Below are 23527 nucleotides of genomic sequence, written 5' to 3'. Positions count from 1 at the left end.
ATGTCACCAACGAAATGAAAGGCAGACCTATGCAGCGGCTGTATCGGAAACGCATCGTTCTGGGCGTCGGCGGCGGCATTGCTGCCTACAAGAGCGCCGACCTTGTGCGCCGCCTGATCGATCAGGGCGCCGAAGTGCGCGTGGTCATGACCCGTGGCGGCAGCGAATTCATCACCCCGCTGACCATGCAGGCGTTGTCCGGCCACCCGGTTCACCTGGACTTGCTCGACCCGGCCGCCGAAGCGGCGATGGGCCACATCGAACTGGCCAAATGGGCCGATCTGGTGCTGATCGCCCCGGCCACCGCCGACTTGCTGGCCCGTCTGGCCCAAGGCATTGCCAACGATTTGCTGACCACCCTGGTGCTGGCCACCGACGCCATCGTGGCCGTCGCCCCGGCCATGAACCAGGCCATGTGGCGCGACCCGGCGACCCAGGCCAACCTGCAACTCCTTGAAAGCCGTGGCCTGAAGACCTTCGGCCCGGCCTCCGGCAGCCAGGCCTGCGGCGACGTCGGCATGGGCCGCATGATGGAAGCCACCGATCTGGCTCAACTCGCGGCGGATTGCTTCCAGCGTCAGGCGCTGACCGGCAAGCACGTGGTCATCACCGCCGGCCCAACCCAGGAAAACATCGACCCGGTGCGCTACATCACCAACCACAGCTCCGGAAAAATGGGCTTCGCCCTGGCCGAAGCGGCGGTGGAAGCCGGCGCCCGCGTGACCCTGATCAGCGGCCCGGTGCATTTGCCGACGCCGGATCGCGTCACCCGGATCGACGTGGTCAGCGCCCGCGACATGCTCGCCGCGTGTGAAGCCGCGATCCCTTGCGACATCTTTATCGCTTCGGCGGCGGTTGCGGACTACCGTCCGGAAGTCGTCGCCCCGCAAAAATTGAAGAAAGACCCTACGAGCGGCGACGGCTTCGTCCTGCAAATGGTGCGCAACCCGGACATCCTGGCCACCATCGCGACCCGTCCCGACCGTCCGTTCAGTGTCGGCTTCGCCGCCGAGACCGAACACCTGCTCGACTACGCTGCGCGCAAGCTGAAGGACAAGAATCTCGATCTGATCGTCGCCAACGACGTCGCCAACCCGAGCATCGGTTTCAACAGCGAAGAAAACGCCTGCAGCGTCATCGACCGTGCGCTGCACGCCACGCTTTTCGCCCAGACCAGCAAGAGCAAGATCGCTCGCCAACTGGTCACTTTTATCGCCGAACGTCTGAACCAGGTTTAATTTACATGCACGCTTTGCAAGCCAAGATCCTCGACCCACGCATCGGTACCGAATTCCCGCTGCCGCAATACGCCACACCGGGCTCCGCCGGCCTTGACCTGCGCGCCATGCTGCAAGAGGACATCGTGATCAAGCCGGGTGAAACCGTGCTGATCCCTACCGGTCTGTCGGTCTACATCGGCGATCCGAACCTCGCCGCGCTGATCCTGCCGCGCTCGGGCATGGGCCATAAGCACGGCATCGTGCTGGGCAATCTGGTCGGCCTGATCGACTCCGACTACCAGGGCCCGCTGATGGTGTCCTGCTGGAACCGTGGCCAGACCGAATTCACCATGCCGGTTGGGGAGCGCCTGGCGCAGCTGGTGCTGGTGCCGGTGGTTCAGGCGCACTTCGAAATGGTTGAAGAGTTCGTCGAAACCGAACGCGGCGCTGGCGGTTTCGGCCATTCCGGCACCAAGTGATTGGTTTTATGGCGAGGGAGCCTGCTCCTTCGCCATAAAAATAGGCAGATTCATCTGAAAGCTTTACCGCTGAAAATCAAGGCATTGACAGGTCAAAGCCACGCCGTACGTGGCGTCATGGCCCTTTCACACCACGAACTCTCTGTGAAAACCGCCGTCATACCCTTCAGTTTGAGCTTGCCGTCGAATAGTCGTCGGTGTGTCCAGCCACTTTCGAGATGGAGCATTTTTGCAGATGAGCACCCCCGCCCAAGTCGCCCCGAAGCTTCCCGACAGCATCTTCCGCGCCTATGACATTCGCGGCACCGTGCCGGAATTCCTCAATGGCGAAACCGCCTACTGGATCGGTCGCGCCATCGGCTCCCAGAGCCTGGCCCAGGGCGAACCGAACGTGTCCGTCGGTCGTGACGGCCGTCTGTCCGGCCCGGAACTGGTTGCCGAACTGATCCGCGGCATCGCCGAAAGCGGCTGCCATGTCAGCGACGTCGGCCTGGTGCCGACCCCGGCGCTGTACTACGCCGCCAACGTGCTGGCCGGCAAATCCGGCGTGATGCTCACCGGCAGCCACAACCCGTCGAACTACAACGGCTTCAAGATCGTGATCGCCGGCGACACCCTCGCCAACGAACAGATCCAGGTCCTGCATGAGCGCGTCAAGACCGGCAACCTGAGCAGCGGCACGGGCAGCGTGACCCAGGTCGAAATTCTCGACCGCTACACCACCGAAATCGTCCAGGACATCAAACTGGCCCGCCGCCTGAAAGTCGTGGTCGACTGCGGCAACGGCGCAGCCGGCGTGATCGCCCCGCAACTGATCGAAGCGCTGAACTGCGAAGTCATCCCGCTGTTCTGCGAAGTCGACGGCAACTTCCCGAACCATCACCCGGACCCGGGCAAGCCTGAGAACCTCGTCGACCTGATCGCCAAGGTCAAGGAAACCAACGCCGACATCGGCCTGGCCTTCGACGGTGACGGCGACCGCGTCGGCGTGGTGACCAACACCGGCACCATCGTGTTCCCGGATCGCCTGCTGATGCTGTTCGCCCGTGACGTAGTGGCGCGCAACCCGGACGCGGAGATCATCTTCGACGTCAAATGCACCCGCCGCCTGATCCCGCTGATCAAGGAATATGGCGGTCGGCCGCTAATGTGGAAGACCGGTCACTCGTTGATCAAAAAGAAAATGAAACAGTCCGGCGCACTGTTGGCCGGCGAGATGAGCGGGCACATTTTTTTCAAGGAACGCTGGTTCGGTTTCGACGACGGCATTTACAGCGCCGCACGGCTGCTGGAAATCCTCAGCAAGGAAAAATCTTCGGCCGAGGAGCTGTTCGCGACCTTCCCGAACGATATTTCCACGCCGGAAATCAATATCCATGTGACCGAAGAGAGCAAATTCAGCATCATTGATGCACTGCACGATGCCCAGTGGGGCCCAGGCGCCGACCTGACCACCATTGACGGCGTGCGGGTCGACTACGCCAAAGGCTGGGGCCTGGTGCGCGCGTCCAACACCACACCGGTGCTGGTGCTGCGCTTCGAGGCCGATGACGAGGCGGAACTGCAGCGCATCAAGGCTGTGTTCCATGCCCAACTGAAACGCGTTGCACCTGATCTCCAACTACCGTTCTGATTGCTGATTCACCCGGAGCCCTGAATGACCCTCGAACGCGATGCCGCCGCCAACACTGCCAAGGTCCTGTCCGAAGCGCTGCCTTACATCCGCCGATACGTCGGCAAGACCCTGGTGATCAAATACGGCGGCAACGCGATGGAAAGCGAGGAGCTGAAAACCGGCTTCGCCCGCGACATCGTGCTGATGAAGGCCGTGGGCATCAACCCGGTGGTCGTGCACGGCGGTGGCCCGCAGATCGGTGATCTGCTCAAGCGTCTGTCGATCGAAAGCCACTTCGTCGACGGCATGCGCGTTACCGACGCCGCGACCATGGATGTGGTGGAAATGGTCCTCGGGGGTCAGGTCAACAAAAGCATCGTCAACCTGATCAACCGTCACGGCGGCAGCGCCATCGGCCTGACCGGTAAAGACGCCGGGCTGATTCGTGCGAAGAAGCTCACCGTCACCCGCCAGACCCCGGAGATGACCCAACCGGAAATCATCGACATCGGCCATGTGGGCGAAGTGGTCGGGATCAACACCGAACTGCTGAACCTGCTGGTCAAAGGCAACTTCATCCCGGTGATCGCGCCGATCGGTGTGGGTGAAAACGGCGAGTCGTACAACATTAACGCTGACCTGGTGGCTGGCAAGGTTGCCGAAGCGCTGAAAGCCGAGAAGCTGATGCTGCTGACCAACATCGCCGGCCTGATGGACAAGTCGGGCACCGTACTGACCGGCCTGAGCACCCAGCAGGTCGACGACCTGATCGCCGACGGCACCATCTACGGCGGCATGCTGCCGAAGATTCGCTGTGCACTGGAAGCGGTTCAGGGCGGCGTGGGCAGCTCGCTGATTATCGACGGCCGCGTTCCGAATGCGATCCTGCTGGAAATCTTCACCGATACCGGTGTGGGTACGCTGATCAGCAATCGCAAGCGTCCATAAGCGCTCGCGCAAATAAAAAGACCCCGCTCAGCCTGGCTGAGCGGGGTCTTTATTTTGCCTGAAGCTGCGATCAGACGCCGAACTGGGCGCGATAGGCTTCAACGGCCGGCAGGTGCTGCTTGAGCTGCGGGTCGTCTGCCAGGAATTCCAGCACCTGGTTCAGCGACACGATGCTGATGACCGGAATGCCGAAATCACGTTCGACTTCCTGAATGGCCGACAGCTCACCGTTGCCGCGCTCCTGACGGTTCAGGGCGATCAGCACGCCGGCAGCCTTGGCGCCGTCCTGGGAAGCGATGATCTGCATCACTTCACGGATCGCGGTGCCGGCAGTGATCACGTCGTCGATGATCAGCACGTCGCCGGTCAACGGCGCGCCGACCAGGCTGCCACCTTCGCCGTGGGCCTTGGCTTCCTTGCGGTTGAAGCACCAAGGCAGGTCACGGTTGTGGTGCTCGGCCAGCGCCACAGCAGTAGTTGCCGCCAGCGGGATGCCTTTGTAGGCCGGACCGAACAGCACGTCGAACGGAATGCCGCTCTCGGCGATGGCTGCGGCGTAGAAACGACCCAGCTGCGCCAGCGCGGAGCCCGAGTTGAACAGGCCGGCATTGAAGAAGTAAGGACTGGTGCGCCCGGACTTCAGGGTGAACTCACCGAAGCGCAAAACGCCGCGATCGATGGCAAAACGAATGAAATCGCGCTGATACGCTTGCATGAAAAAAACCCCAAATACCACGGATTTAGCTAATTAGCTTGACGCCGTGTATCATACACGCACGCGATTTTTGGGGCCATTTATGCGGATCATCAGTGTGAACGTCAATGGTATTCAGGCTGCAGTCGAGCGCGGTTTGCTCAGTTGGCTGCAGGCACAGAATGCCGACGTCATCTGCCTGCAGGACACCCGTGCCTCCGCCTTTGAACTGGACGACCCAGCCTTCCAACTGGATGGCTACTTCCTTTATGCCTGCGATGCTGAAGTCCCTGCCCAAGGCGGCGTGGCTTTGTATTCGCGGTTGCAACCGAAGGCTGTCATCAGCGGTCTCGGATTCGAGACGGCCGACCGCTACGGGCGCTACCTGCAAGCAGATTTCGACAAAGTCAGTATTGCCACCTTGCTGCTTCCTTCGGGGATGAACGGCGATGAGGACTTGAACCAGAAGTTCAAGCTCATGGACGACTTCGGCAAGTACCTGGACAAACAGCGGCGCAAACGTCGCGAGTACATTTATTGTGGCTCGCTGTACGTCGCGCAGCAGAAGCTCGACATCAAGAACTGGCGCGACAGCCAGCAATCACCGGGCTTCCTGGCGCCGGAACGCGCCTGGATGGACGAGATTGTCGGCAATATGGGCTACGTAGATGCCCTGCGCGAAGTCAGCCGCGAAGGCGACCAGTACAGCTGGTGGCCGGACAACGAACAGGCCGAGATGCTGAACCTGGGCTGGCGCTTCGACTACCAGATCCTGACCCCGGGCCTGCGGCGCTTCGTGCGCAGTGCACGCCTGCCGCGTCAGCCTCGGTTCTCGCAGCACGCGCCGCTGATCGTCGACTACGACTGGACGCTGACCATCTAAGCGGCCTTTCGCAGACACAAAAAAACCGACTTCACCGTCGGTTTTTTTGTGGGCGATCGTTCGTTATTTGATCAACCGCCAGGTGAACGGATAACGATAAGGGAAGCCTTCGTTGGCTTTCACTCCGCCGATAATCGTCAGCACCAGCGCCGCAATGGCCAGCAGGCCAAACAGCACGAACCCGATAAGCAACAGCATCAGAACGAAGCAGACCATCGAAGCAATCGCCACGGTGATCTGGAAATTCAACGCTTCCTTGCCCTGGGCGTCGATGAACGGATCGGTCTCGCGCTTCATCTGCCACAGGACCAGCGGCCCGATCAGCGTGCCGAACGGAATCCAGATCCCCAGCAAGGCGGACAAGTGACAAAACATGGCCCATTGACGAACCTCCTGGCTCGGCTTGGGCAGCAACTCTTGCTCATCACTCATCGCGTCCTCCTTGCGGGTTACGAACCTGCTCAGTCGGCCAGTGCAGCCTTTTGCAGTTCGAAGATCTCGTTCATGCCTTTCTTGGCCAGCTCCAGCATCGCGTTCAGCTCTTCAGGCTGGAACGGCGCGCCTTCGGCGGTGCCCTGCACTTCGATGAAGCCACCAGTGCTGGTCATCACCACGTTGAGGTCGGTCTCGGCAGCGGAATCTTCAAGATAGTCCAGATCCAGCACCGGCTCGCCCTGGTACATGCCCACGGAAACGGCGCCGATCATTTGCTTGAGCGGGTCGCCGCCTTTCAGGCCGCCACGCTTCTTGATCACTTTCAGTGCATCGACCAGCGCAACCATGGCGCCGGTGATCGACGCGGTGCGGGTACCGCCATCGGCCTGGATCACGTCGCAGTCGACGTACAGGGTGACGTCGCCCAGCTTGGACATGTCCAGCGCGGCGCGCAGGGAACGGCCGATCAGGCGCTGTATTTCCAGGGTACGACCGCCCTGCTTGCCACGGCTCGCTTCACGCTGGTTACGCTCGCCGGTGGCGCGCGGCAGCATGCCGTATTCGGCGGTCAGCCAACCCTGGCCCTGGCCTTTGAGAAAACGCGGCACGCCGTTTTCGACGCTGACGGTGCAGATGACTTTGGTATCACCGAATTCGACCAGTACCGATCCCTCGGCGTGTTTGGTGTAGTTGCGGGTAATGCGGATCGAGCGGAGCTGATCGGCAGCGCGACCACTTGGACGTTTCATAGGAGATACCTGTACTGGGGACGGAAAACTGCGGACCATTATAGAGCCGCGCACCGCGCCTGGGCACTCGTTAAAAAATCCGGCCGACGACCGAAGGCCCTGAAACGCGCATTGCCGACGGCCTGCAGCCCTTTGTCACACCGTGTGTTTGGGCGCATCTGCCGCACTGCGCTACAATCCTGCGCCTTTGCTGCCAGTCGGCTTAAATTCATTGATATCGAGCTGCGGAGCTTCAATCCGCGCCGATCTGTATCGCGAGGTCACCCCATGGTGCACAGCATGACCGCCTTCGCCCGCGTCGAAAAAGCCGGCGTCCAGGGCACCCTGAGCTGGGAACTGCGCTCGGTCAACAGCCGTTACCTGGAACCCCACCTGCGCCTGCCGGAGTCGTTTCGCGACCTCGAAGGCGCTGTCCGCGAAGCCCTGCGCCAGGGCCTGTCGCGCGGCAAACTGGAATGCACCCTGCGTTTCACCGAGGAAAGCACCGGCAAGCCGCTGCAGGTGGATCGCGAGCGCGCCGCGCAACTGGTCGCCGCTGCCGAAACCGTTGCTGGCCTGATTAAGAACCCGGCTGCTCTGAACCCGCTGGAAGTGCTGGCCTGGCCAGGCGTACTGGTCGCCGACGCCACCGACCCGCAGGCGCTGAACGCCGAGGCGTTGGCCTTGTTCAATCAGGGCCTGAAAGACCTCAAGGCCGGCCGCGAGCGCGAAGGCGCGGAGCTGGCCCGCCTGATCAACGATCGCCTGACCGCCATCGAGGAAGATGTGGTGACCCTGCGCGAACTGGTTCCGCAGATGCTCGCCACCCAGCGCCAGAAAGTCCTCGACCGTTTCGCCGACATGAAGGCCGAGATGGATCCGCAGCGCCTGGAACAGGAAATGGTCATGCTCGCGCAAAAGAGCGACGTGGCCGAAGAACTGGATCGCCTGAGCACCCACATCATCGAAGTTCGCCGGGTGCTGAAATCCGGCGGCGCCGCCGGCCGGCGCCTGGACTTCCTGATGCAGGAGCTCAACCGCGAAGCCAACACACTGGGCTCCAAGGCCTTCGACCCGCGCAGCACCCAGGCGGCGGTCAACCTCAAGGTGTTGATCGAGCAGATGCGCGAACAAGTGCAGAATATTGAGTAAGGCTACCCCCGACATGACCCACAGCACCGGCACCCTGTACATCATTTCCGCCCCTTCGGGCGCGGGCAAGAGCAGTCTGGTCAAGGCCCTGACCGACGCCAACCCGGAAATCCGCGTTTCGATTTCCCACACCACCCGCGCCATGCGCCCGGGCGAAGTGGACGGCGTGAACTATCACTTCGTGACCCGCGAAGAGTTCGTGAAGATGGGTGAGCACGGCGACTTCCTGGAACGCGCCGAAGTCTTCGGCAACTTCTACGGCACCTCGCAAAGCCGTCTGCAGCAGACTCTGGATGAAGGTCACGACCTGATTCTGGAAATCGACTGGCAAGGCGCCGAGCAAGTGCGCAAGCTGATGCCGCAGGCCCGTTCGATCTTCATCCTGCCGCCATCACTGCAGGCCCTGCACCAGCGCCTGACCAACCGTGGCCAGGACAGCGACGAGATCATCGACGGCCGGATGCGTGAAGCGGTCAGCGAGATGAGCCATTACGTCGAGTACGACTACCTGATCATCAATGACGATTTCGCCCACGCGCTGGACGATTTGAAAGCGATTTTCCGCGCCAATCAGCTGCAACAGAAACGCCAACAAGTGCGGTTCGGCAAATTGCTGGCTGAATTGCTGGGCTGAAACAGCACTTCCCAAAACCGCTGCAAGGGCTTTACATTGGCACTTGCAGCGCGTTGAAGAGTCTGGTCAAAAAATCAGCGCTTCCCTAATCGCTGGTGATTTTTTAAACTGTTGAGTCCGCTCGCCCAACCGGGCAGCGCGCATATTGCATTCGCTCCGAGGAATACCATGGCCCGCGTAACCGTTGAAGACTGCCTAGAACACGTGGAAAACCGCTTTGAGCTGGTCATGCTCTCTACCAAGCGTGCCCGTCAACTGGCCACCGGCGGCAAAGAGCCCCTGGTTCAGTGGGAAAACGACAAACCGACCGTAGTTGCGCTGCGTGAAATCGCTGAAGGCCTGATGAGCTACGAGTTCATCGCCGAACAGGAAATCGTCCACGAAGACCCTGTCTTCGCTGCGTTCGAGGACGAGTCCAACGAGGCCGTCTAAGCCTATGCCTGGTCGACGTAGCACGGCGCGGGATCACAGCCTACGGCAGGAGACATCATGCCGAGCATAGACGCCCTCGCCGATCGCTTATCGACCTACCTCGGCAACGACCAGGTCAACCTGGTCCGCCGAGCGTATTTCTACGCCGAACAAGCCCACGACGGCCAACGCCGCCGTAGCGGCGAGGCGTACGTCACGCATCCTCTTGCCGTGGCAAATATTCTTGCCGACATGCACATGGACCATCAGAGCCTGATGGCTGCGATGCTGCATGACGTGATCGAAGACACCGGTATCGCCAAGGAAGCGCTGCAAGCGCAGTTCGGTGAAACCGTGGCCGAACTGGTCGACGGGGTCAGCAAACTGACCCAGATGAACTTCGAAACCAAGGCTGAAGCCCAGGCGGAAAACTTCCAGAAGATGGCCATGGCCATGGCACGCGATATTCGCGTGATCCTGGTCAAGCTCGCCGACCGCCTGCACAACATGCGCACGCTGGAAGTGCTGTCCGGCGAAAAACGCCGGCGTATCGCCAAGGAAACCCTCGAGATCTACGCACCCATCGCCAACCGATTGGGCATGCACGCGATCCGCATCGAATTCGAAGACCTCGGCTTCAAGGCGATGCACCCGATGCGTTCCGCGCGGATCTACCAGGCCGTCAAACGCGCCCGGGGCAACCGCAAGGAAATCGTCAACAAGATCGAAGAATCCCTCGGCCACTGCCTCGCCATCGACGGCATCCAGGGTGAAGTCAGCGGCCGCCAGAAACACCTTTACGGCATCTACAAGAAAATGCGCGGCAAGCGTCGGGCCTTCAACGAGATCATGGACGTCTATGCGTTCCGGATCATCGTCGACAAGGTCGATACCTGCTACCGCGTGCTGGGTGCTGTACATAATTTGTACAAACCGTTGCCGGGGCGCTTCAAGGATTACATCGCGATCCCCAAGGCCAACGGCTATCAGTCGCTGCACACCACGCTGTTCGGCATGCACGGCGTCCCGATCGAAATCCAGATCCGCACCCGTGAAATGGAAGAGATGGCCAACAACGGCATCGCCGCCCATTGGCTGTACAAATCCAGCGGTGACGAGCAGCCGAAAGGCACCCACGCCCGCGCCCGTCAGTGGGTCAAGGGCGTGCTGGAAATGCAGCAACGCGCCGGCAACTCGCTGGAATTCATCGAGAGCGTGAAGATCGACCTGTTCCCGGACGAGGTCTACGTGTTCACGCCCAAAGGCCGGATCATGGAGCTGCCCAAAGGCTCCACGGCTGTGGACTTCGCCTACGCGGTGCACACCGACGTCGGCAACAGCTGCATCGCCTGCCGGATCAACCGTCGTCTCGCACCGCTGTCCGAACCGCTGCAAAGCGGCTCCACGGTCGAGATCGTCAGCGCCCCCGGCGCACGTCCGAACCCGGCGTGGCTCAACTTCGTGGTCACCGGCAAGGCGCGGACGCACATCCGCCATGCGCTGAAACTGCAACGCCGCTCCGAATCCATCAGCCTCGGCGAACGCCTGCTGAACAAGGTGCTCAACGGCTTCGACAGCGCGCTGGAACAGATTCCGGCCGAGCGTGTGAAGGCGATGCTCACCGAGTACCGCCTCGAACTGATCGAAGACTTGCTGGAAGACATCGGCCTCGGCAACCGCATGGCCTACGTCGTGGCGCGCCGCCTGCTCGGCGAAGGCGAACAACTGCCAAGCCCGGAAGGTCCGCTGGCGATTCGCGGCACCGAAGGCCTGGTCCTCAGCTACGCCAAATGCTGTACGCCGATCCCGGGCGACCCGATTGTCGGTCACCTGTCAGCAGGCAAAGGCATGGTCGTGCACCTGGACAACTGCCGCAACATCAGCGAAATCAGGCACAACCCGGAAAAATGCATCCAGCTCTCATGGGCCAAGGATGTCACCGGCGAATTCAACGTCGAACTGCGCGTCGAGCTGGAGCACCAGCGCGGCCTGATCGCCCTGCTGGCCAGCAGCGTCAACGCAGCCGACGGCAATATCGAGAAGATCAGCATGGACGAACGCGATGGTCGCATCAGCGTTGTCCAGTTGGTGGTCAGCGTCCACGACCGTGTGCACCTGGCCCGCGTGATCAAGAAACTGCGCGCCCTGACCGGGGTGATCCGCATCACCCGCATGCGTGCATAACTCAATCATTACAAGGAGTCATACATGACCAAGACTGTTATCACCAGCGACAAGGCCCCGGCCGCCATCGGCACTTACTCCCAGGCGATCAAGGCCGGTAACACCGTTTATATGTCGGGTCAGATTCCCCTCGATCCAAAAACCATGGAACTGGTCGAAGGCTTCGAAGCCCAGACCGTCCAGGTGTTCGAGAACCTGAAAGCCGTGGCCGAAGCCGCCGGCGGTTCGTTCAAGGACATCGTCAAGCTGAACATCTTCCTCACCGACCTGAGCCACTTCGCCAAGGTCAACGAGATCATGGGCAAGTACTTCGACCAGCCGTACCCGGCGCGCGCCGCCATCGGCGTGGCAGCCCTGCCAAAGGGTTCGCAGGTTGAAATGGATGCCATTCTGGTCATCGAGTAATGCGCACGGCGCGGCTTCAGACGCCGCGCCGACTGCTCTGCGGTAAAGAAAAGGTTTTGAAAGGATTCCACCATGCGCAAAGCGCTTGCTCTCTCGCTGCTCGCCATTTTCCTCGGCGGTTGCGCCAGCAACCCTGCCGACCGTGACATCAGCGGCACCTGGATCAATCAGGTCGCCATCGATGCCGCTGCCAAGGGCGGCCCCCTGCGCGAAGCGCTTCAGGCTTACGGCCCGAACCTGGAGTGGGACGTCAACACCAAGGCCGGTCAGGCCCGCTACACCAACGGTTTCGAAAACGTCGAAGGTCGCTTGCTCGGCGAACAGTCCGGCGCCTGGAAAGTCGACTTCTATGGCAGCTCCGCCAGCGAGCTGAAACGCGACGGCGGCCAACTGCAACAAGCTGCCAACGAAAATGAACCGGAACAGGTCTTCGACCGCGCACAGATCCCGGTGCCGGACGGCGCACCGATCGGCGCCAGCTTCGAACGCGCGCTGTATTCCGCTTATCTGGGCGGCAACTGGACGATCACCAGCGGCCAGGGCGAAGGCGCCACCGTGCAGTTCCAGGCGGACGGTCAAGTCTCCGGCCTGCCGGGTGCCGACCGCTATGCGCTGTGCCTCGCAGGCGATTGCGCATCGATGAGCAGCGGCAACGACAGCATGTGGTTGCAGCAGAACGGCCAGGGCAACAACTGGATCTTTGTTCGCAAGGGCAAAGAGCTGGAAATCCTGCAGGCCGTGAACACGGCACTGGCGGACGAACAACCGCAGTTCACCCCGGGTGAACGCAAGTGGTTGCTCGAGAAGCAGTGATCGGCGCTTGAGACAAAAAAGGCGGGAGCAAGCATTTGCTTCCGCCTTTTTTACGACCGAAGATCAGCAGCGCCCCTCAAGAATCGCCGCATACCCCTCGCGATAACTCGGATACTTCGGCACCCATCCCAGCGCCTTCGCCCGGGCATTGCTGCAACGCTTGCTGCCGGTGCGACGCACGCTCTCGTCTTCCGACCACTCGGTGACACCCAGATACTCACGCAGCCACGCTACCACCTCGGCCAGCGGCGCCGGCGCATCGTCCACGCCGATATAGATGTCATCCAGCGCCCCGCCTCTGCGAGCCGCTTCCAGCAGAAACGCCATCAACCCCGCCGCGTCATCGGCATGGATGCGATTGCCATACAGCGGCGGATCGACCGCCACGCGATAACCCCGACGCACCTGGGTCAGCAGCCATTCACGACCAGGGCCATAAATACCCGTCAGGCGCACGATGCTCGCAGGAATGCCGCTGTTGAGCGCAACCTGCTCGGCCTCCAGCATCACCCGTCCGGAATAACCAGCGGCGACGGTTTCGGATTTTTCATCGACCCATTCGCCGTTCTGCTGCCCGTAAACACTGCTGCTGGAAACGAACAGCAACCGCTCAGGCTCCTGACCGTAATCGTTCAGCCAACCCAGCACATGCTGCAAACCCTGCACATAAGCCGCGCGATAACCGGCCTCATCGTGATCGGTGGCCGCCGCGCTATACACCAGGTAATCGATAGCGCCCACCGGCCAGGTCTCGGGGCAATCTTCATTGAACAAGTCACCGGCGACACCGATAACGCCGTCCGGCAAACGTGAAATATCACGGCGCAGGCCGTAGACCTGGAAGCCGGCAGCCAGCAATTGCGTGGCCAGACGACTGCCGACATCACCACAACCGGCGATCAAAACAGAAGGCGCGGACATCAAAAATCTCCCATCGGAAAGCGACAGACTAGCCTCGGCAAAGGACGAGCGGCTAGCAATGAAGGAAAAAAAGCAACTCTATTACTTCTGTTAACAAGAATTACTTGCAATAATGCACGCCACTTTTGTTCTCGGCCTCACGAGGCCTGGAAGAGCATTACCGTTTTTCTATCTCAGGTCCGGCCAGCATGACACGCATTCAAAACTCCGCTTCGCCAACCAACCGACCTCGCGCCTGGAGCGCCGTGGCTGCCCTGCTGCTCAGCCTGATGCTGGCGCCGGTCGCCGCCTTCGCTGACGCACAAGCCCCGGCCGCGCCAGCCGCCACCGAGCAAAACGCTCCGGCCGCTGCACCTGCCGCGACCGACCCGGTGCAGGCCGTCGAGGCCGGCGCTGCCGACGCGCCGGAAGTCCTCGAAGCCGACAACACCCTGGGCATGGCCCACGACCTGTCGCCATGGGGCATGTACCAGAACGCCGACGTCATCGTTAAAGCCGTGATGATCGGTCTGGCCATCGCCTCGATCATCACCTGGACCATCTGGATCGCCAAGGGCTTCGAGCTGATGGGCGCCAAACGCCGTCTGCGCGGTGAGATCGCCAACCTGAAAAAAGCCGCTTCCCTCAAGGAAGCCAGCGCCACAGCCGCGAAAGAAGGCACGCTGGCCAACCTGCTGGTGCATGACGCGCTCGAAGAAATGCGCCTGTCCGCCAATGCCCGCGAGAAGGAAGGCATCAAGGAACGCGTCAGCTTCCGCCTCGAGCGTCTGGTTGCCGCCTGTGGCCGCAACATGAGCAGCGGCACCGGCGTCCTCGCCACCATCGGTTCCACCGCACCGTTCGTCGGTCTGTTCGGTACCGTGTGGGGCATCATGAACAGCTTCATCGGCATCGCCAAAACCCAGACCACCAACCTTGCCGTCGTAGCACCGGGTATCGCTGAAGCGCTGCTGGCTACCGCACTGGGTCTGGTAGCCGCGATTCCTGCCGTGGTCATCTACAACGTCTTTGCCCGCTCCATCGCCGGTTACAAGGCTCAGGTGTCCGATGCATCAGCTCAGGTGCTGCTGCTGGTCAGCCGCGACCTCGACCACCAGCCTGAGCGCAACAGCTCGCAACCGCACATGGTGAAAGTGGGGTAATCGGCCATGGGCCTGCATTTGAAAGAAGGCGCAGACGACGATCTGGCCGAGAACCACGAAATCAACGTCACGCCGTTCATCGACGTGATGCTGGTGCTGTTGATCATCTTCATGGTGGCCGCGCCGCTGGCCACCGTGGACATCAAGGTTGACCTGCCTGCCTCGACCGCCAAACCGGCGCCGCGGCCGGAGAAACCGGTGTTCCTCAGCGTGAAGGCTGACCAGCGCCTGTTCATTGGCGATGACGAAGTGAAAGCCGAAACCCTCGGCGCCGTCCTTGACGCCAAGACCCAGGGCAAGAAAGACACGACGATCTTCTTCCAGGCCGACAAAGGTGTGGATTACGGCGACCTGATGAGCGTGATGGATAACCTGCGCGCTGCCGGTTACCTGAAGGTCGGTCTGGTCGGACTCGAGAGCGCAGTCAAGAAATGATCACCACGCGCCATAAGCTGACGCGTTACAGCGGTAGCCTGGCCGTGGTGCTGGGTGTTCACGCGCTGGCCATCGCGCTGGCGCTGAACTGGAACGTCCGCCCGCCCATCGAATTGCCGCCGCAGGCAATGATGGTCGAGCTGGCACCGGTTCCGGCCCCGCCACCGCCCGCACCGCCGAAAGTCGTCACGCCACCGCAGCCACCGGCTCCGGTTGAGGAACTGCCGATCCCGAAACTGGCCGAAGCGCCGAAAGCCGAGATCGCGGTGCCCAACCCCAAGCCCAAGCCGAAACCCAAACCGCCGAAGCCGATCGAGAAGAAACTGCCCGATCCGCCGAAGGAGAAACCGTCCGAAGAGAAGCCGGCCGATACCCAGCCGACTCAGGCCCCGACGGAGAAATCCGCCCAGCCTGCACCGGGCCCGTCGCCTGCACAATTGGCCGCCAAGGCCAGCTGGCAAGGCACCCTGCTCGCGCATCTGGCCAAGTACAAGAAGTACCCGGCCAGCGCTCAGGCACGGGGCAAGGAAGGCTTGAACCGGTTGCGTTTCGTGGTTGATGGCGAAGGCAACGTGCTGTCGTTCGAACTGGTGAGCCGCTCCGGCAACGCCGATCTGGACCGGGCCACCCTGGAAATGATCCGCCGCGCCCAGCCGCTGCCCAAGCCACCGGCGGACATGCTGACCAATGGCGCGATCGAAATCGTTGCGCCGTTTGTGTACTCGCTGGAGCGCCGCCGCTGATTCGCACTCGCGAAGCCCGGCCTGATCCAGCCCAAAAGGCACCGAAAGGTGCCTTTCGCTTATCCATCCACGGCAAACCGGCATTGCCCGGTGTCGCATTCATCACTCAGTCTGATAACGTGCGTCTATCGATTGCAGCCGGTATGCTTGGCCCGCATCTTCATGGACGCTTGCTATGACTCTCACAGAATTACGCTACATCGTTACCCTCGCCCAAGAGCAGCATTTCGGCCACGCGGCCGAGCGTTGCCACGTCAGCCAGCCGACCCTGTCGGTGGGCGTGAAAAAGCTTGAAGACGAACTCGGTGTGCTGATTTTCGAGCGCAGCAAAAGCGCCGTGCGCCTGACCCCGGTCGGTGAAGGCATCGTCGCCCAGGCGCAGAAAGTGCTGGAGCAGGCCCAGGGCATCCGCGAACTGGCCCAGGCCGGCAAGAACCAGCTGACCGCCCCGCTGAAAGTCGGCGCGATCTACACCGTCGGCCCGTACCTGTTCCCGCACCTGATTCCACAACTGCACCGGGTCGCCCCGCAGATGCCGTTGTACATCGAAGAAAACTTCACCCACGTGCTGCGCGACAAACTGCGCAACGGCGAGCTGGACGCGATCATCATCGCCCTGCCGTTCAACGAAGCCGACGTGCTGACCCTGCAACTCTACGACGAGCCGTTCTACGTCCTGATGCCGGCCCAGCACCCGTGGACCCAGAAAGAATCCATCGACGCCGCGCTGCTCAACGACAAGAGCCTGCTGCTGCTCGGCGAAGGCCACTGCTTCCGCGATCAAGTGCTGGAAGCCTGCCCGACCCTGACCAAGGGCAACGACGGCGCCAAGCACACCACGGTCGAATCCAGCTCACTGGAAACCATTCGCCACATGGTCGCGTCCGGTCTGGGCATCTCGATCCTGCCGCTGTCAGCGGTGGACAGCCACCACTACGCCCCCGGCGTGATCGAAGTGCGCCCGCTGTCGGCACCGGTGCCGTTCCGCACCGTGGCCATCGCCTGGCGTGCGAGCTTCCCACGGCCGAAAGCCATCGAGATCCTCGCCGACTCCATACGCCTGTGCTCGGTCGCCAAGCCTGCCGCGCCGGTCACGGCCGGTTAAGCCAGCGTCATGACGGAGCTGTCGCAGGTCTCGGTCACCGCACTCAAGGGTGTCGGTGAAGCCATGGCCGAGAAACTGGCCAAGGTCGGTCTGGAAAACCTCCAGGACGTGCTGTTCCACCTGCCGCTGCGTTATCAGGATCGCACCCGCGTGGTGCCGATCGGCGCGTTGCGGCCGGGACAGGACGCCGTGGTCGAAGGCACCGTCAGCGGCGCCGACGTGGTCATGGGCCGGCGTCGCAGCCTCGTCGTGCGTTTGCAGGACGGCACCGGCGGACTGAGCCTGCGCTTCTACCACTTCAGCAACGCGCAGAAAGAAGGCCTCAAGCGCGGCACGCGGATTCGCTGCTACGGTGAAGCCCGGCCCGGCGCCTCGGGGCTGGAGATCTACCACCCGGAATACCGCGCCATCAACGGCGACGAACCGCCACCGGTGGATGAAACCCTGACCCCGGTCTACCCGCTGACCGAAGGCCTGACACAGGCCCGTCTGCGCCAGTTGTGCATGCAGACGTTAACCCTGCTCAAGCCATCCACCCTGCCCGACTGGCTGCCGAACGAACTGGCCCGCGACTATCAACTGGCGCCGCTGGCCGACGCGATCCGCTACCTGCACAACCCGCCCGCCGATGCCGACGTCGACGAACTCGCCCTCGGCCATCACTGGGCCCAGCATCGCCTCGCTTTCGAGGAACTGCTGACTCACCAGCTATCGCAGCAGCGCCTGCGCGAAAGCATGCGCTCCCTGCGCGCGCCGGCGATGCCGAAAGCCACCAAGCTGCCGGCGAAATACCTGGCCAACCTCGGCTTCAATCCGACCGGCGCGCAACAGCGGGTCGGCAACGAAATCGCCTACGACCTCAGCCAGCACGAACCGATGCTGCGATTGATTCAGGGCGACGTCGGCGCGGGTAAAACCGTGGTCGCCGCCCTCGCCGCGCTGCAAGCGCTGGAGGCTGGCTACCAGGTCGCGCTGATGGCGCCGACCGAGATCCTCGCCGAGCAGCACTTCATCACCTTCAAACGCTGGCTCGAACCGCTGGGCATCGACGTGGCGTGGCTGGCCGGCAAGCTCAAGGGCAAGAACCGCGTCGCCGCGCTGGAACAGATCGCCAGCGGCACGCCGATGGTGGTCGGCACCCACGCGCTGTTCCAGGACGAAGTGCAGTTCAAGAACCTCGCGCTGGTGATCATCGACGAACAACACCGCTTCGGCGTGCAGCAACGTCTGGCACTGCGGCAGAAAGGCGTCGGCGGGCGCATGTGCCCGCATCAACTGATCATGACCGCCACGCCGATTCCGCGGACGCTGGCGATGAGCGCCTACGCCGACCTCGACACCTCGATCCTCGACGAACTGCCGCCCGGCCGAACCCCGGTCAACACCGTGCTGGTCACCGACACCCGCCGCGTCGAAGTCATCGAACGGGTGCGCAGCGCCTGCGCCGAGGGCCGTCAGGCCTATTGGGTGTGCACGCTGATCGAAGAGTCCGAAGAGCTGACCTGCCAGGCCGCCGAAACCACTTTTGAAGACCTGACGGCCGCCCTCGGCGAACTGAAGGTCGGGCTGATCCACGGCCGCATGAAACCCGCCGAGAAAGCCGCCGTCATGGCCGAATTCAAGGCCGGCAACCTGCAACTGCTGGTCGCCACCACCGTGATCGAAGTCGGTGTGGACGTACCCAACGCCAGCCTGATGATCATCGAAAACCCTGAACGCCTGGGCCTCGCGCAGCTGCACCAGTTGCGCGGCCGCGTCGGTCGGGGCAGCGCGGTCAGCCATTGCGTGCTGCTCTACCATCCGCCGCTGTCACAGATCGGCCGCCAGCGCCTGGGCATCATGCGCGAGACCAACGACGGTTTCGTCATCGCCGAAAAAGACCTCGAACTGCGCGGCCCCGGCGAAATGCTCGGCACCCGCCAGACCGGCCTGCTGCAATTCAAGGTCGCCGACCTGATGCGCGACGCCGATCTGCTGCCTGCCGTACGCGATGCCGCCCAGGCCTTGCTCGAACGCTGGCCCACCCACGTCAGCCCGTTGCTCGACCGCTGGCTGCGACACGGGCAGCAATACGGCCAAGTGTGAGCACCGTCGCAGTTTCTGACAGCTCGTTCCAACCAAGCTGGTTATACTCCTGCAATTGTTTCAAAAACGGATACAGACCATGACCGAAGCTGCTCTCGCCCCCGAATCACCGCACGCTCCGTCTGTTATTCGGCTGCTGCTCAACAAGCTGGGCGTCGCCTACGAAGAAGTGCTCGACCACCACGGCCTCAACGCCTCGCGCAAAGTGCAGGCGGTGTTGCTGGACGACGCGGTCGGTGCGCTGATGGTGCTGTTTCCACAGAGCCAGTTGCTGGATCTCAACCGCCTCGCCGAGCTGACGGGCCGTCGCCTGACCGCCGTGTCCACCGAACGCCTGGAAAAGATGCTCGGCAAACACAGCCTGAGCCTGCTGCCGGGCCTGCCGGCGCTGACCAGCTCGCCGTGCCTCTACGAAGAAGGCCTGCTGCGCGAGCCGAAGTTGCTGATCAACTCCGGCGAGCCGGGCCTGCTGCTGGAAATCGCCAGCGAAGACTTCAAGACCATGCTGACCAAGGCCAGCGCCGCCAACTTTGGCGAAGCCCTGAGCAGCATCCGCCCGAACCTCGACCGCCCGGACGATGACCGCGAGGAAATCACCCAGGCCGTGCAGGCGTTCACCGCGCGACGCATCCAGCAGCGTCTGGAAGCGACCATCGAAATTCCGCCGCTGGCGGAAACCGCACAAAAAATCATCAAGCTGCGCGTCGACCCCAACGCCACCATCGACGACATCACCGGCGTGGTCGAAACCGACCCGGCACTGGCTGCGCAGGTAGTGAGCTGGGCGGCGTCGCCGTACTACGCCTCGCCGGGCAAGATCCGTTCGGTGGAAGACGCGATCGTCCGCGTGCTGGGCTTCGATCTGGTGATCAACCTGGCGCTGGGCCTGGCCCTCGGCAAGACCCTGAGCCTGCCCAAGGATCACCCGCAACACACCACGCCGTACTGGCAACAGTCGATCTACACCGCCGCCGTCATCGAAGGCCTGACCCGCGCCATGCCGCGTGCCCAGCGCCCGGAATCCGGCCTGACCTACCTCGCCGGCCTCCTGCACAACTTCGGCTACCTGCTGCTGGCCCACGTGTTCCCGCCGCACTTCTCGCTGATCTGCCGCCACCTGGAGGTCAACCCGCACCTGTGCCACAGCTATGTCGAGCAACACCTGCTGGGCATCAGCCGCGAACAGATCGGCTCCTGGCTGATGCGCTACTGGGACATGCCGGACGAACTGGCCACCGCCCTGCGCTTCCAGCACGACCCGAACTACGACGGCGCCTACGCCGAATACCCGAACCTCGTCTGCCTGGCCGTGCGCCTGTTGCGCAGTCGCGGGATCGGCTCCGGCCCGGATGAAGACATTCCGGATGCGCTGCTGGAACGCGTTGGCCTGACTCGCGACAAGGCCAATGATGTGGTCAGCAAAGTCCTGGAAGCCGAAGTCCTGCTGCGTGAACTGGCTTCGCAGTTCAGCCAGGCTTAAAGCATTCTTCGGAACGTCAACCAGGGCCTGTTTTGATTGCAGATTGGGCCCTGGCTCCACAGATTTCGGCCACTTTGCCAGCAACGACAGCAAACAAGCGCCCTGCTATGATTTGACGGCATTCAGAGGAATTTCCGATGACCCAAACAGATGCTGTCAGCGTTGCGAGCGAAGTGCGCAAGCTTGCCAAAGACAACAAGGTTACAGCCAGTCGTGACGGCATGAGTCGTATGGCCGTGGGGATTACCCGCTTGTCTGGCGATGTCGTCGAGCTGGATGGCATCGAACAGTTGCTCGTCAATCTCAAGCGAAAAGGCGTTCTGAGCAAATCTGAAATCCTGGCGCTCCAAGGGCGCTATCTTCAGGAAAGGCGTGCACAGAAACGTAGCGCATGACTTTTGATCCATTCGGCGACTTCGACAAGGCTGGATATCTTCAAAACTCGCTGCAACTGAAAGATCCCGTTGAAGTAAAAGAGTCAGAGCATCTTTCGTTCGAATTGAGTATCGAAGAGGCGCTTGCCTATCTGGCCAAGAAAAAGCCAATCGATTACCAGACTGTACTCAAGGTTCACGAAATCCTGTTCTCCGGCTTCTATCACTGGGCAGGAAAAGACCGGAACGAGCTTGTCCCTCACCTGGCAGTCTTCAAGGGCTCTCTCGACGACCCTCGCAGCACCGTCTTCGAGCGCCCGGACTCCATCAAAATGTCTGTCGACTATGCGCTCAAGCTCGCATCAGACAAAAAACGCTTCAGAGACCATCCCGGTGGAGTGATGGGCCAACTGGCTTTCGCACACCCCTTCCTGGACGGCAATGGACGCGCGATTCTATTGGTCTTCATGGAACTCTGTTATCGAGCCGGGTTCGCCATCGACTGGTCAAGAACAAACAAAGACGACTACTTGCGGGCACTCAGCGACGAGATCCGAGAACCTCGCGAAAGGCATCTCGATAACTACCTCAACCCGTTCGTAGTCGATATATCCAGTCGTGACGAATGGCCAGAGACCATTAGTGGCATCCGAGGCCTGGATGGCCTTGACAAGGAAGACATCGCTTACGAGAAGCTGGACAACCCGAAAGTCCAGCAGATCTACAAGACATACCGGGGCCAGCCACTGGACGCCGAGCCTCCCGAGCCCGAAAGCTGAAGAGGCAGGCCTGTCCCGACAAGCTGCCTGAAAGCCCTATGACTTCGGCTTGGCCTTCCGCGGCTTCAAATACTTCATCAACCCCTGAAACCACATCACCAGCGCCGGATTTCCCTTCAGCTGTATCGACTTGTCCTGAATCCCCTGCATGAACGCCAGCTGCTTGTTCTTCGCCTGCATCGTGGCAAACCCGAACGCCGCGTCTTTAAAGGCAATCGCAAACGCCGGCTCCGCCACCACCCCGGACTTGCTGGTAATGCGCTGGTCCTTCACCACGAAATGCCGCGCCACCTTCCCGTCCAGAGTCTGCAGCTGAAACACCAGATCCTTGTCATCCAACTGCTGCTGGAACGCAGGATTTGTCCGACTGGCCTTACCCATCAACAGACCCAGCATCCACAGAAGAAAACGAAATTTCATGCGCACAGCCTCAAAAGGAAAATGAACGGCTGGGGGAGTGTAAGGGATTCGGATGAATTCGCCACTATCCTGGATTGATAGAAGACGATGCAGGTCTTTTCTCGCATGATGACTACCAAGTCACGCTTCCAAACCCTTGAGCCTGATCGTTCCCACGCTCCGCGTGGGAATGCCTCCCGTGACGCTCCGCGTCACACCATCCCCCCGTCCTACACCTGAAGAAACACATTCCTGTAGGAGCAGCCGATAGCAGTGGTTTCTTGTTCCTCTACCCCGCAAATCCTTGGGAAATCTCCTTCAAACTGCGGTGCTGTCCATGAACTAGGCGTGCTTGAGGTTCATCGATAACCTCTTTCCGTCACCGCAAAATCGGTGACTCGGACGTGCAAGTCCGGAATCGATGCACATCAGTTATAGCCATTCACCGAGTGTTTTCTTATGCTCGCGAATCGTTATGGCGGCTGTGTGTGGGAGATCTTCGGGTCTGCCGGGTTTATCGATTACCGGTCTTGCACACCTATACACAGCTGCCACCTCATTCGAAGTGCAAGCGAGAGGTTGCTAGCTCCATCAATCGGTAAATTCCAATGATCAAACCAACACCCAACCCTCCTGAAATCCCAGAAACCTCCCCCTACGAATCTCCCGATTCGAAGAAACTCCACGAAGCCGCCGAACGCGCCCTCGACCACCATTTCAAACCCACCACCCCACGCCCCAAACGCCTGGGCGGCCTGTTCGCCCTCTGCCCCAACGCCGACGCCGAAGCCCTCATGGCCAACGCCTCCGAAGACCTGCTCTCCATCAGCGCCTTCGCCGCCAACCTGGCCGACGACCTCGACGGCCCCCGCCGCTCGATGGCACTGGGCCTGAGCAGAATGGCGGACGGCGTGCGCTTGATGGTGGAAGGCACGCTCGATCACATTGAGTTTCGGGAGTATCAGGCCAAGCCGTAGCTGAATCGCGGGCGACAAAAAGGGGACGTTGAGTCCCCTTTTCCAACTTTCCAATTCCTCACCACTTACAGCCCGTCTCCGGTGAGAAATCCATACTGAAATCGTGTTCGAAGGAGTACTTCTTCCCGGTTTTGTAGTTCGTATAAGTCATTCCATAGACCCGGGCACCCTGACTGACCATTTCATACTCACCCGTCAGCGCGCCCTCCGAAACCTCAACCCAAGTCGTCGTGAACTGATACGGACGATCCTCTGCCAGAATTTCTTGCTCGGTATTCCGATGCACCAGAGAAATAGCCTTCTTCGACTTGCTGTACCTGACAGCCGCTCCGCTCCATTTGGAGAAGGAGTCGTAATAGGTTCTGAGTTCGAAATTGATGCTTTTGGCACTTTCTTGCGAACGGAAGCAATAAATCTCCGTCGAGACTTCACTGTGCGCCGCCATAGGAAAGAGAACAAACAGTGCAGCAGATAAAACTCGCATTG

The 23527-nt window shown here is 61.2% G+C and carries 25 protein-coding genes and 1 pseudogene; 20 read left to right on the top strand and 6 right to left on the bottom strand.

Translation table 11 applies throughout. The annotated features are described in order from the left end of the window. Positions 1 to 29: 29 nt before the first annotated feature. The 4 genes and pseudogenes from coaBC (at position 30) to argB (ending at position 4262) form a co-directional block, all read left to right on the top strand. Positions 30 to 1238 carry a bifunctional phosphopantothenoylcysteine decarboxylase/phosphopantothenate--cysteine ligase CoaBC gene (coaBC, locus tag AC07Y2_RS08520; RefSeq protein WP_039765205.1) on the top strand — a complete coding sequence of 403 codons (1209 nt, stop codon included), beginning with the start codon at positions 30 to 32 and terminating at the stop codon, positions 1236 to 1238. Positions 1239 to 1243: 5 nt separating this feature from the next. Beyond that, positions 1244 to 1699, top strand: a complete 456-nt coding sequence (gene dut / locus AC07Y2_RS08515) for a dUTP diphosphatase (RefSeq protein ID WP_007954445.1) — start codon at positions 1244 to 1246, stop codon at positions 1697 to 1699. A gap of 256 nt (positions 1700 to 1955) precedes the next feature. Next, positions 1956 to 3332: pseudogene (locus AC07Y2_RS08510) on the top strand (phosphomannomutase/phosphoglucomutase); the annotation flags it as partial. 24 nt (positions 3333 to 3356) lie between these two features. Then, complete coding sequence (gene argB / locus AC07Y2_RS08505) at positions 3357 to 4262, top strand: acetylglutamate kinase (RefSeq protein WP_007954443.1); 906 nt, start codon at positions 3357 to 3359, stop codon at positions 4260 to 4262. A 70-nt stretch (positions 4263 to 4332) separates the two neighbouring features. Here argB and pyrE read toward each other — a convergent pair whose 3' ends face one another. Then, entirely contained in the window at positions 4333 to 4977 is a 645-nt protein-coding gene (pyrE, locus tag AC07Y2_RS08500; protein ID WP_011336558.1) for an orotate phosphoribosyltransferase, read from the bottom strand. Positions 4978 to 5059: 82 nt separating this feature from the next. Between pyrE and crc the strand changes: the two genes are divergently transcribed. Then, positions 5060 to 5839: a catabolite repression control protein Crc gene (gene crc / locus AC07Y2_RS08495; protein WP_007920349.1), complete on the top strand. Its 780-nt coding sequence runs from the start codon at positions 5060 to 5062 to the stop codon at positions 5837 to 5839. A 63-nt stretch (positions 5840 to 5902) separates the two neighbouring features. Here the strand turns inward: crc and AC07Y2_RS08490 are convergent, their stop codons facing one another. Both AC07Y2_RS08490 and rph read right to left on the bottom strand, forming a co-directional pair. Further along, positions 5903 to 6271 carry a DUF4870 domain-containing protein gene (locus AC07Y2_RS08490; protein ID WP_039765199.1) on the bottom strand — a complete coding sequence of 123 codons (369 nt, stop codon included), beginning with the start codon at positions 6269 to 6271 and terminating at the stop codon, positions 5903 to 5905. Between the two features lie 29 nt (positions 6272 to 6300). Further along, positions 6301 to 7023 (bottom strand): ribonuclease PH, encoded by a 723-nt coding sequence (rph, locus tag AC07Y2_RS08485; protein ID WP_003229494.1) that lies wholly within the window; start codon positions 7021 to 7023, stop codon positions 6301 to 6303. 267 nt (positions 7024 to 7290) lie between these two features. Here rph and AC07Y2_RS08480 point away from each other — a divergent pair, with 267 nt between their 5' ends. The 6 genes from AC07Y2_RS08480 to AC07Y2_RS08455 all read left to right on the top strand — a co-directional run bounded on the left by AC07Y2_RS08480 (position 7291) and on the right by AC07Y2_RS08455 (position 12601). Beyond that, positions 7291 to 8154: a YicC/YloC family endoribonuclease gene (locus AC07Y2_RS08480; protein WP_103385865.1), complete on the top strand. Its 864-nt coding sequence runs from the start codon at positions 7291 to 7293 to the stop codon at positions 8152 to 8154. Positions 8155 to 8167: 13 nt separating this feature from the next. Next, complete coding sequence (gmk, locus tag AC07Y2_RS08475; protein WP_003229498.1) at positions 8168 to 8788, top strand: guanylate kinase; 621 nt, start codon at positions 8168 to 8170, stop codon at positions 8786 to 8788. Positions 8789 to 8956: 168 nt separating this feature from the next. Continuing rightward, positions 8957 to 9220, top strand: a complete 264-nt coding sequence (gene rpoZ / locus AC07Y2_RS08470; protein WP_003229503.1) for a DNA-directed RNA polymerase subunit omega — start codon at positions 8957 to 8959, stop codon at positions 9218 to 9220. A 57-nt stretch (positions 9221 to 9277) separates the two neighbouring features. Beyond that, positions 9278 to 11383: a bifunctional GTP diphosphokinase/guanosine-3',5'-bis pyrophosphate 3'-pyrophosphohydrolase gene (spoT, locus tag AC07Y2_RS08465; RefSeq protein ID WP_007954439.1), complete on the top strand. Its 2106-nt coding sequence runs from the start codon at positions 9278 to 9280 to the stop codon at positions 11381 to 11383. A gap of 24 nt (positions 11384 to 11407) precedes the next feature. Continuing rightward, positions 11408 to 11788, top strand: coding sequence for a RidA family protein (locus tag AC07Y2_RS08460; protein ID WP_003229509.1), 381 nt, complete (start codon positions 11408 to 11410; stop codon positions 11786 to 11788). A gap of 72 nt (positions 11789 to 11860) precedes the next feature. After that, positions 11861 to 12601 (top strand): putative periplasmic lipoprotein, encoded by a 741-nt coding sequence (locus tag AC07Y2_RS08455; protein ID WP_074689978.1) that lies wholly within the window; start codon positions 11861 to 11863, stop codon positions 12599 to 12601. A gap of 63 nt (positions 12602 to 12664) precedes the next feature. Here the strand turns inward: AC07Y2_RS08455 and AC07Y2_RS08450 are convergent, their stop codons facing one another. Continuing rightward, on the bottom strand, positions 12665 to 13522 hold the full coding sequence (locus AC07Y2_RS08450; RefSeq protein ID WP_103385864.1) for an SDR family oxidoreductase: 858 nt from the start codon (positions 13520 to 13522) through the stop codon (positions 12665 to 12667). A gap of 188 nt (positions 13523 to 13710) precedes the next feature. Here AC07Y2_RS08450 and exbB point away from each other — a divergent pair, with 188 nt between their 5' ends. The 8 genes from exbB to AC07Y2_RS08410 all read left to right on the top strand — a co-directional run bounded on the left by exbB (position 13711) and on the right by AC07Y2_RS08410 (position 21665). Continuing rightward, positions 13711 to 14664, top strand: a complete 954-nt coding sequence (exbB, locus tag AC07Y2_RS08445; RefSeq protein WP_039765187.1) for a tonB-system energizer ExbB — start codon at positions 13711 to 13713, stop codon at positions 14662 to 14664. Between the two features lie 6 nt (positions 14665 to 14670). Continuing rightward, on the top strand, positions 14671 to 15099 hold the full coding sequence (gene exbD / locus AC07Y2_RS08440) for a TonB system transport protein ExbD (protein WP_039765185.1): 429 nt from the start codon (positions 14671 to 14673) through the stop codon (positions 15097 to 15099). Further along, positions 15096 to 15842, top strand: a complete 747-nt coding sequence (locus AC07Y2_RS08435; RefSeq protein ID WP_074689973.1) for a TonB family protein — start codon at positions 15096 to 15098, stop codon at positions 15840 to 15842. Before exbD ends, AC07Y2_RS08435 begins: the two co-directional genes overlap by 4 nt. Before the next feature lie 175 nt (positions 15843 to 16017). Beyond that, positions 16018 to 16947, top strand: a complete 930-nt coding sequence (locus AC07Y2_RS08430) for a hydrogen peroxide-inducible genes activator (protein WP_007954418.1) — start codon at positions 16018 to 16020, stop codon at positions 16945 to 16947. Positions 16948 to 16956: 9 nt separating this feature from the next. Beyond that, positions 16957 to 19032, top strand: coding sequence for an ATP-dependent DNA helicase RecG (gene recG, locus AC07Y2_RS08425; protein ID WP_103385863.1), 2076 nt, complete (start codon positions 16957 to 16959; stop codon positions 19030 to 19032). 79 nt (positions 19033 to 19111) lie between these two features. Next, positions 19112 to 20512, top strand: a complete 1401-nt coding sequence (locus tag AC07Y2_RS08420) for an aminoacyl-tRNA deacylase and HDOD domain-containing protein (protein ID WP_039765182.1) — start codon at positions 19112 to 19114, stop codon at positions 20510 to 20512. A 137-nt stretch (positions 20513 to 20649) separates the two neighbouring features. Further along, on the top strand, positions 20650 to 20907 hold the full coding sequence (locus AC07Y2_RS08415) for a hypothetical protein (protein ID WP_039765180.1): 258 nt from the start codon (positions 20650 to 20652) through the stop codon (positions 20905 to 20907). Continuing rightward, complete coding sequence (locus tag AC07Y2_RS08410) at positions 20904 to 21665, top strand: Fic/DOC family protein (RefSeq protein WP_103385862.1); 762 nt, start codon at positions 20904 to 20906, stop codon at positions 21663 to 21665. Before AC07Y2_RS08415 ends, AC07Y2_RS08410 begins: the two co-directional genes overlap by 4 nt. 36 nt (positions 21666 to 21701) lie before the next feature. Here AC07Y2_RS08410 and AC07Y2_RS08405 read toward each other — a convergent pair whose 3' ends face one another. Continuing rightward, positions 21702 to 22085: an SCP2 sterol-binding domain-containing protein gene (locus AC07Y2_RS08405; RefSeq protein ID WP_103385861.1), complete on the bottom strand. Its 384-nt coding sequence runs from the start codon at positions 22083 to 22085 to the stop codon at positions 21702 to 21704. A 587-nt stretch (positions 22086 to 22672) separates the two neighbouring features. On the opposite strand from AC07Y2_RS08405, the gene AC07Y2_RS08400 reads away from it, so the two are divergent. Beyond that, positions 22673 to 23041 (top strand): DUF6124 family protein, encoded by a 369-nt coding sequence (locus AC07Y2_RS08400; protein WP_085612088.1) that lies wholly within the window; start codon positions 22673 to 22675, stop codon positions 23039 to 23041. Between the two features lie 58 nt (positions 23042 to 23099). On the opposite strand, the gene AC07Y2_RS08395 is transcribed toward AC07Y2_RS08400, so the two are convergent. Next, positions 23100 to 23525: a hypothetical protein gene (locus AC07Y2_RS08395; RefSeq protein WP_103385860.1), complete on the bottom strand. Its 426-nt coding sequence runs from the start codon at positions 23523 to 23525 to the stop codon at positions 23100 to 23102. Positions 23526 to 23527: the final 2 nt, after the last annotated feature.

It is taken from the genome of Pseudomonas sp. GW456-12-1-14-TSB6 (assembly GCF_059424205.1).
Note: the sequence above shows the minus strand (reverse complement) of the source record. Positions and strands in the feature narration are given on the sequence as shown.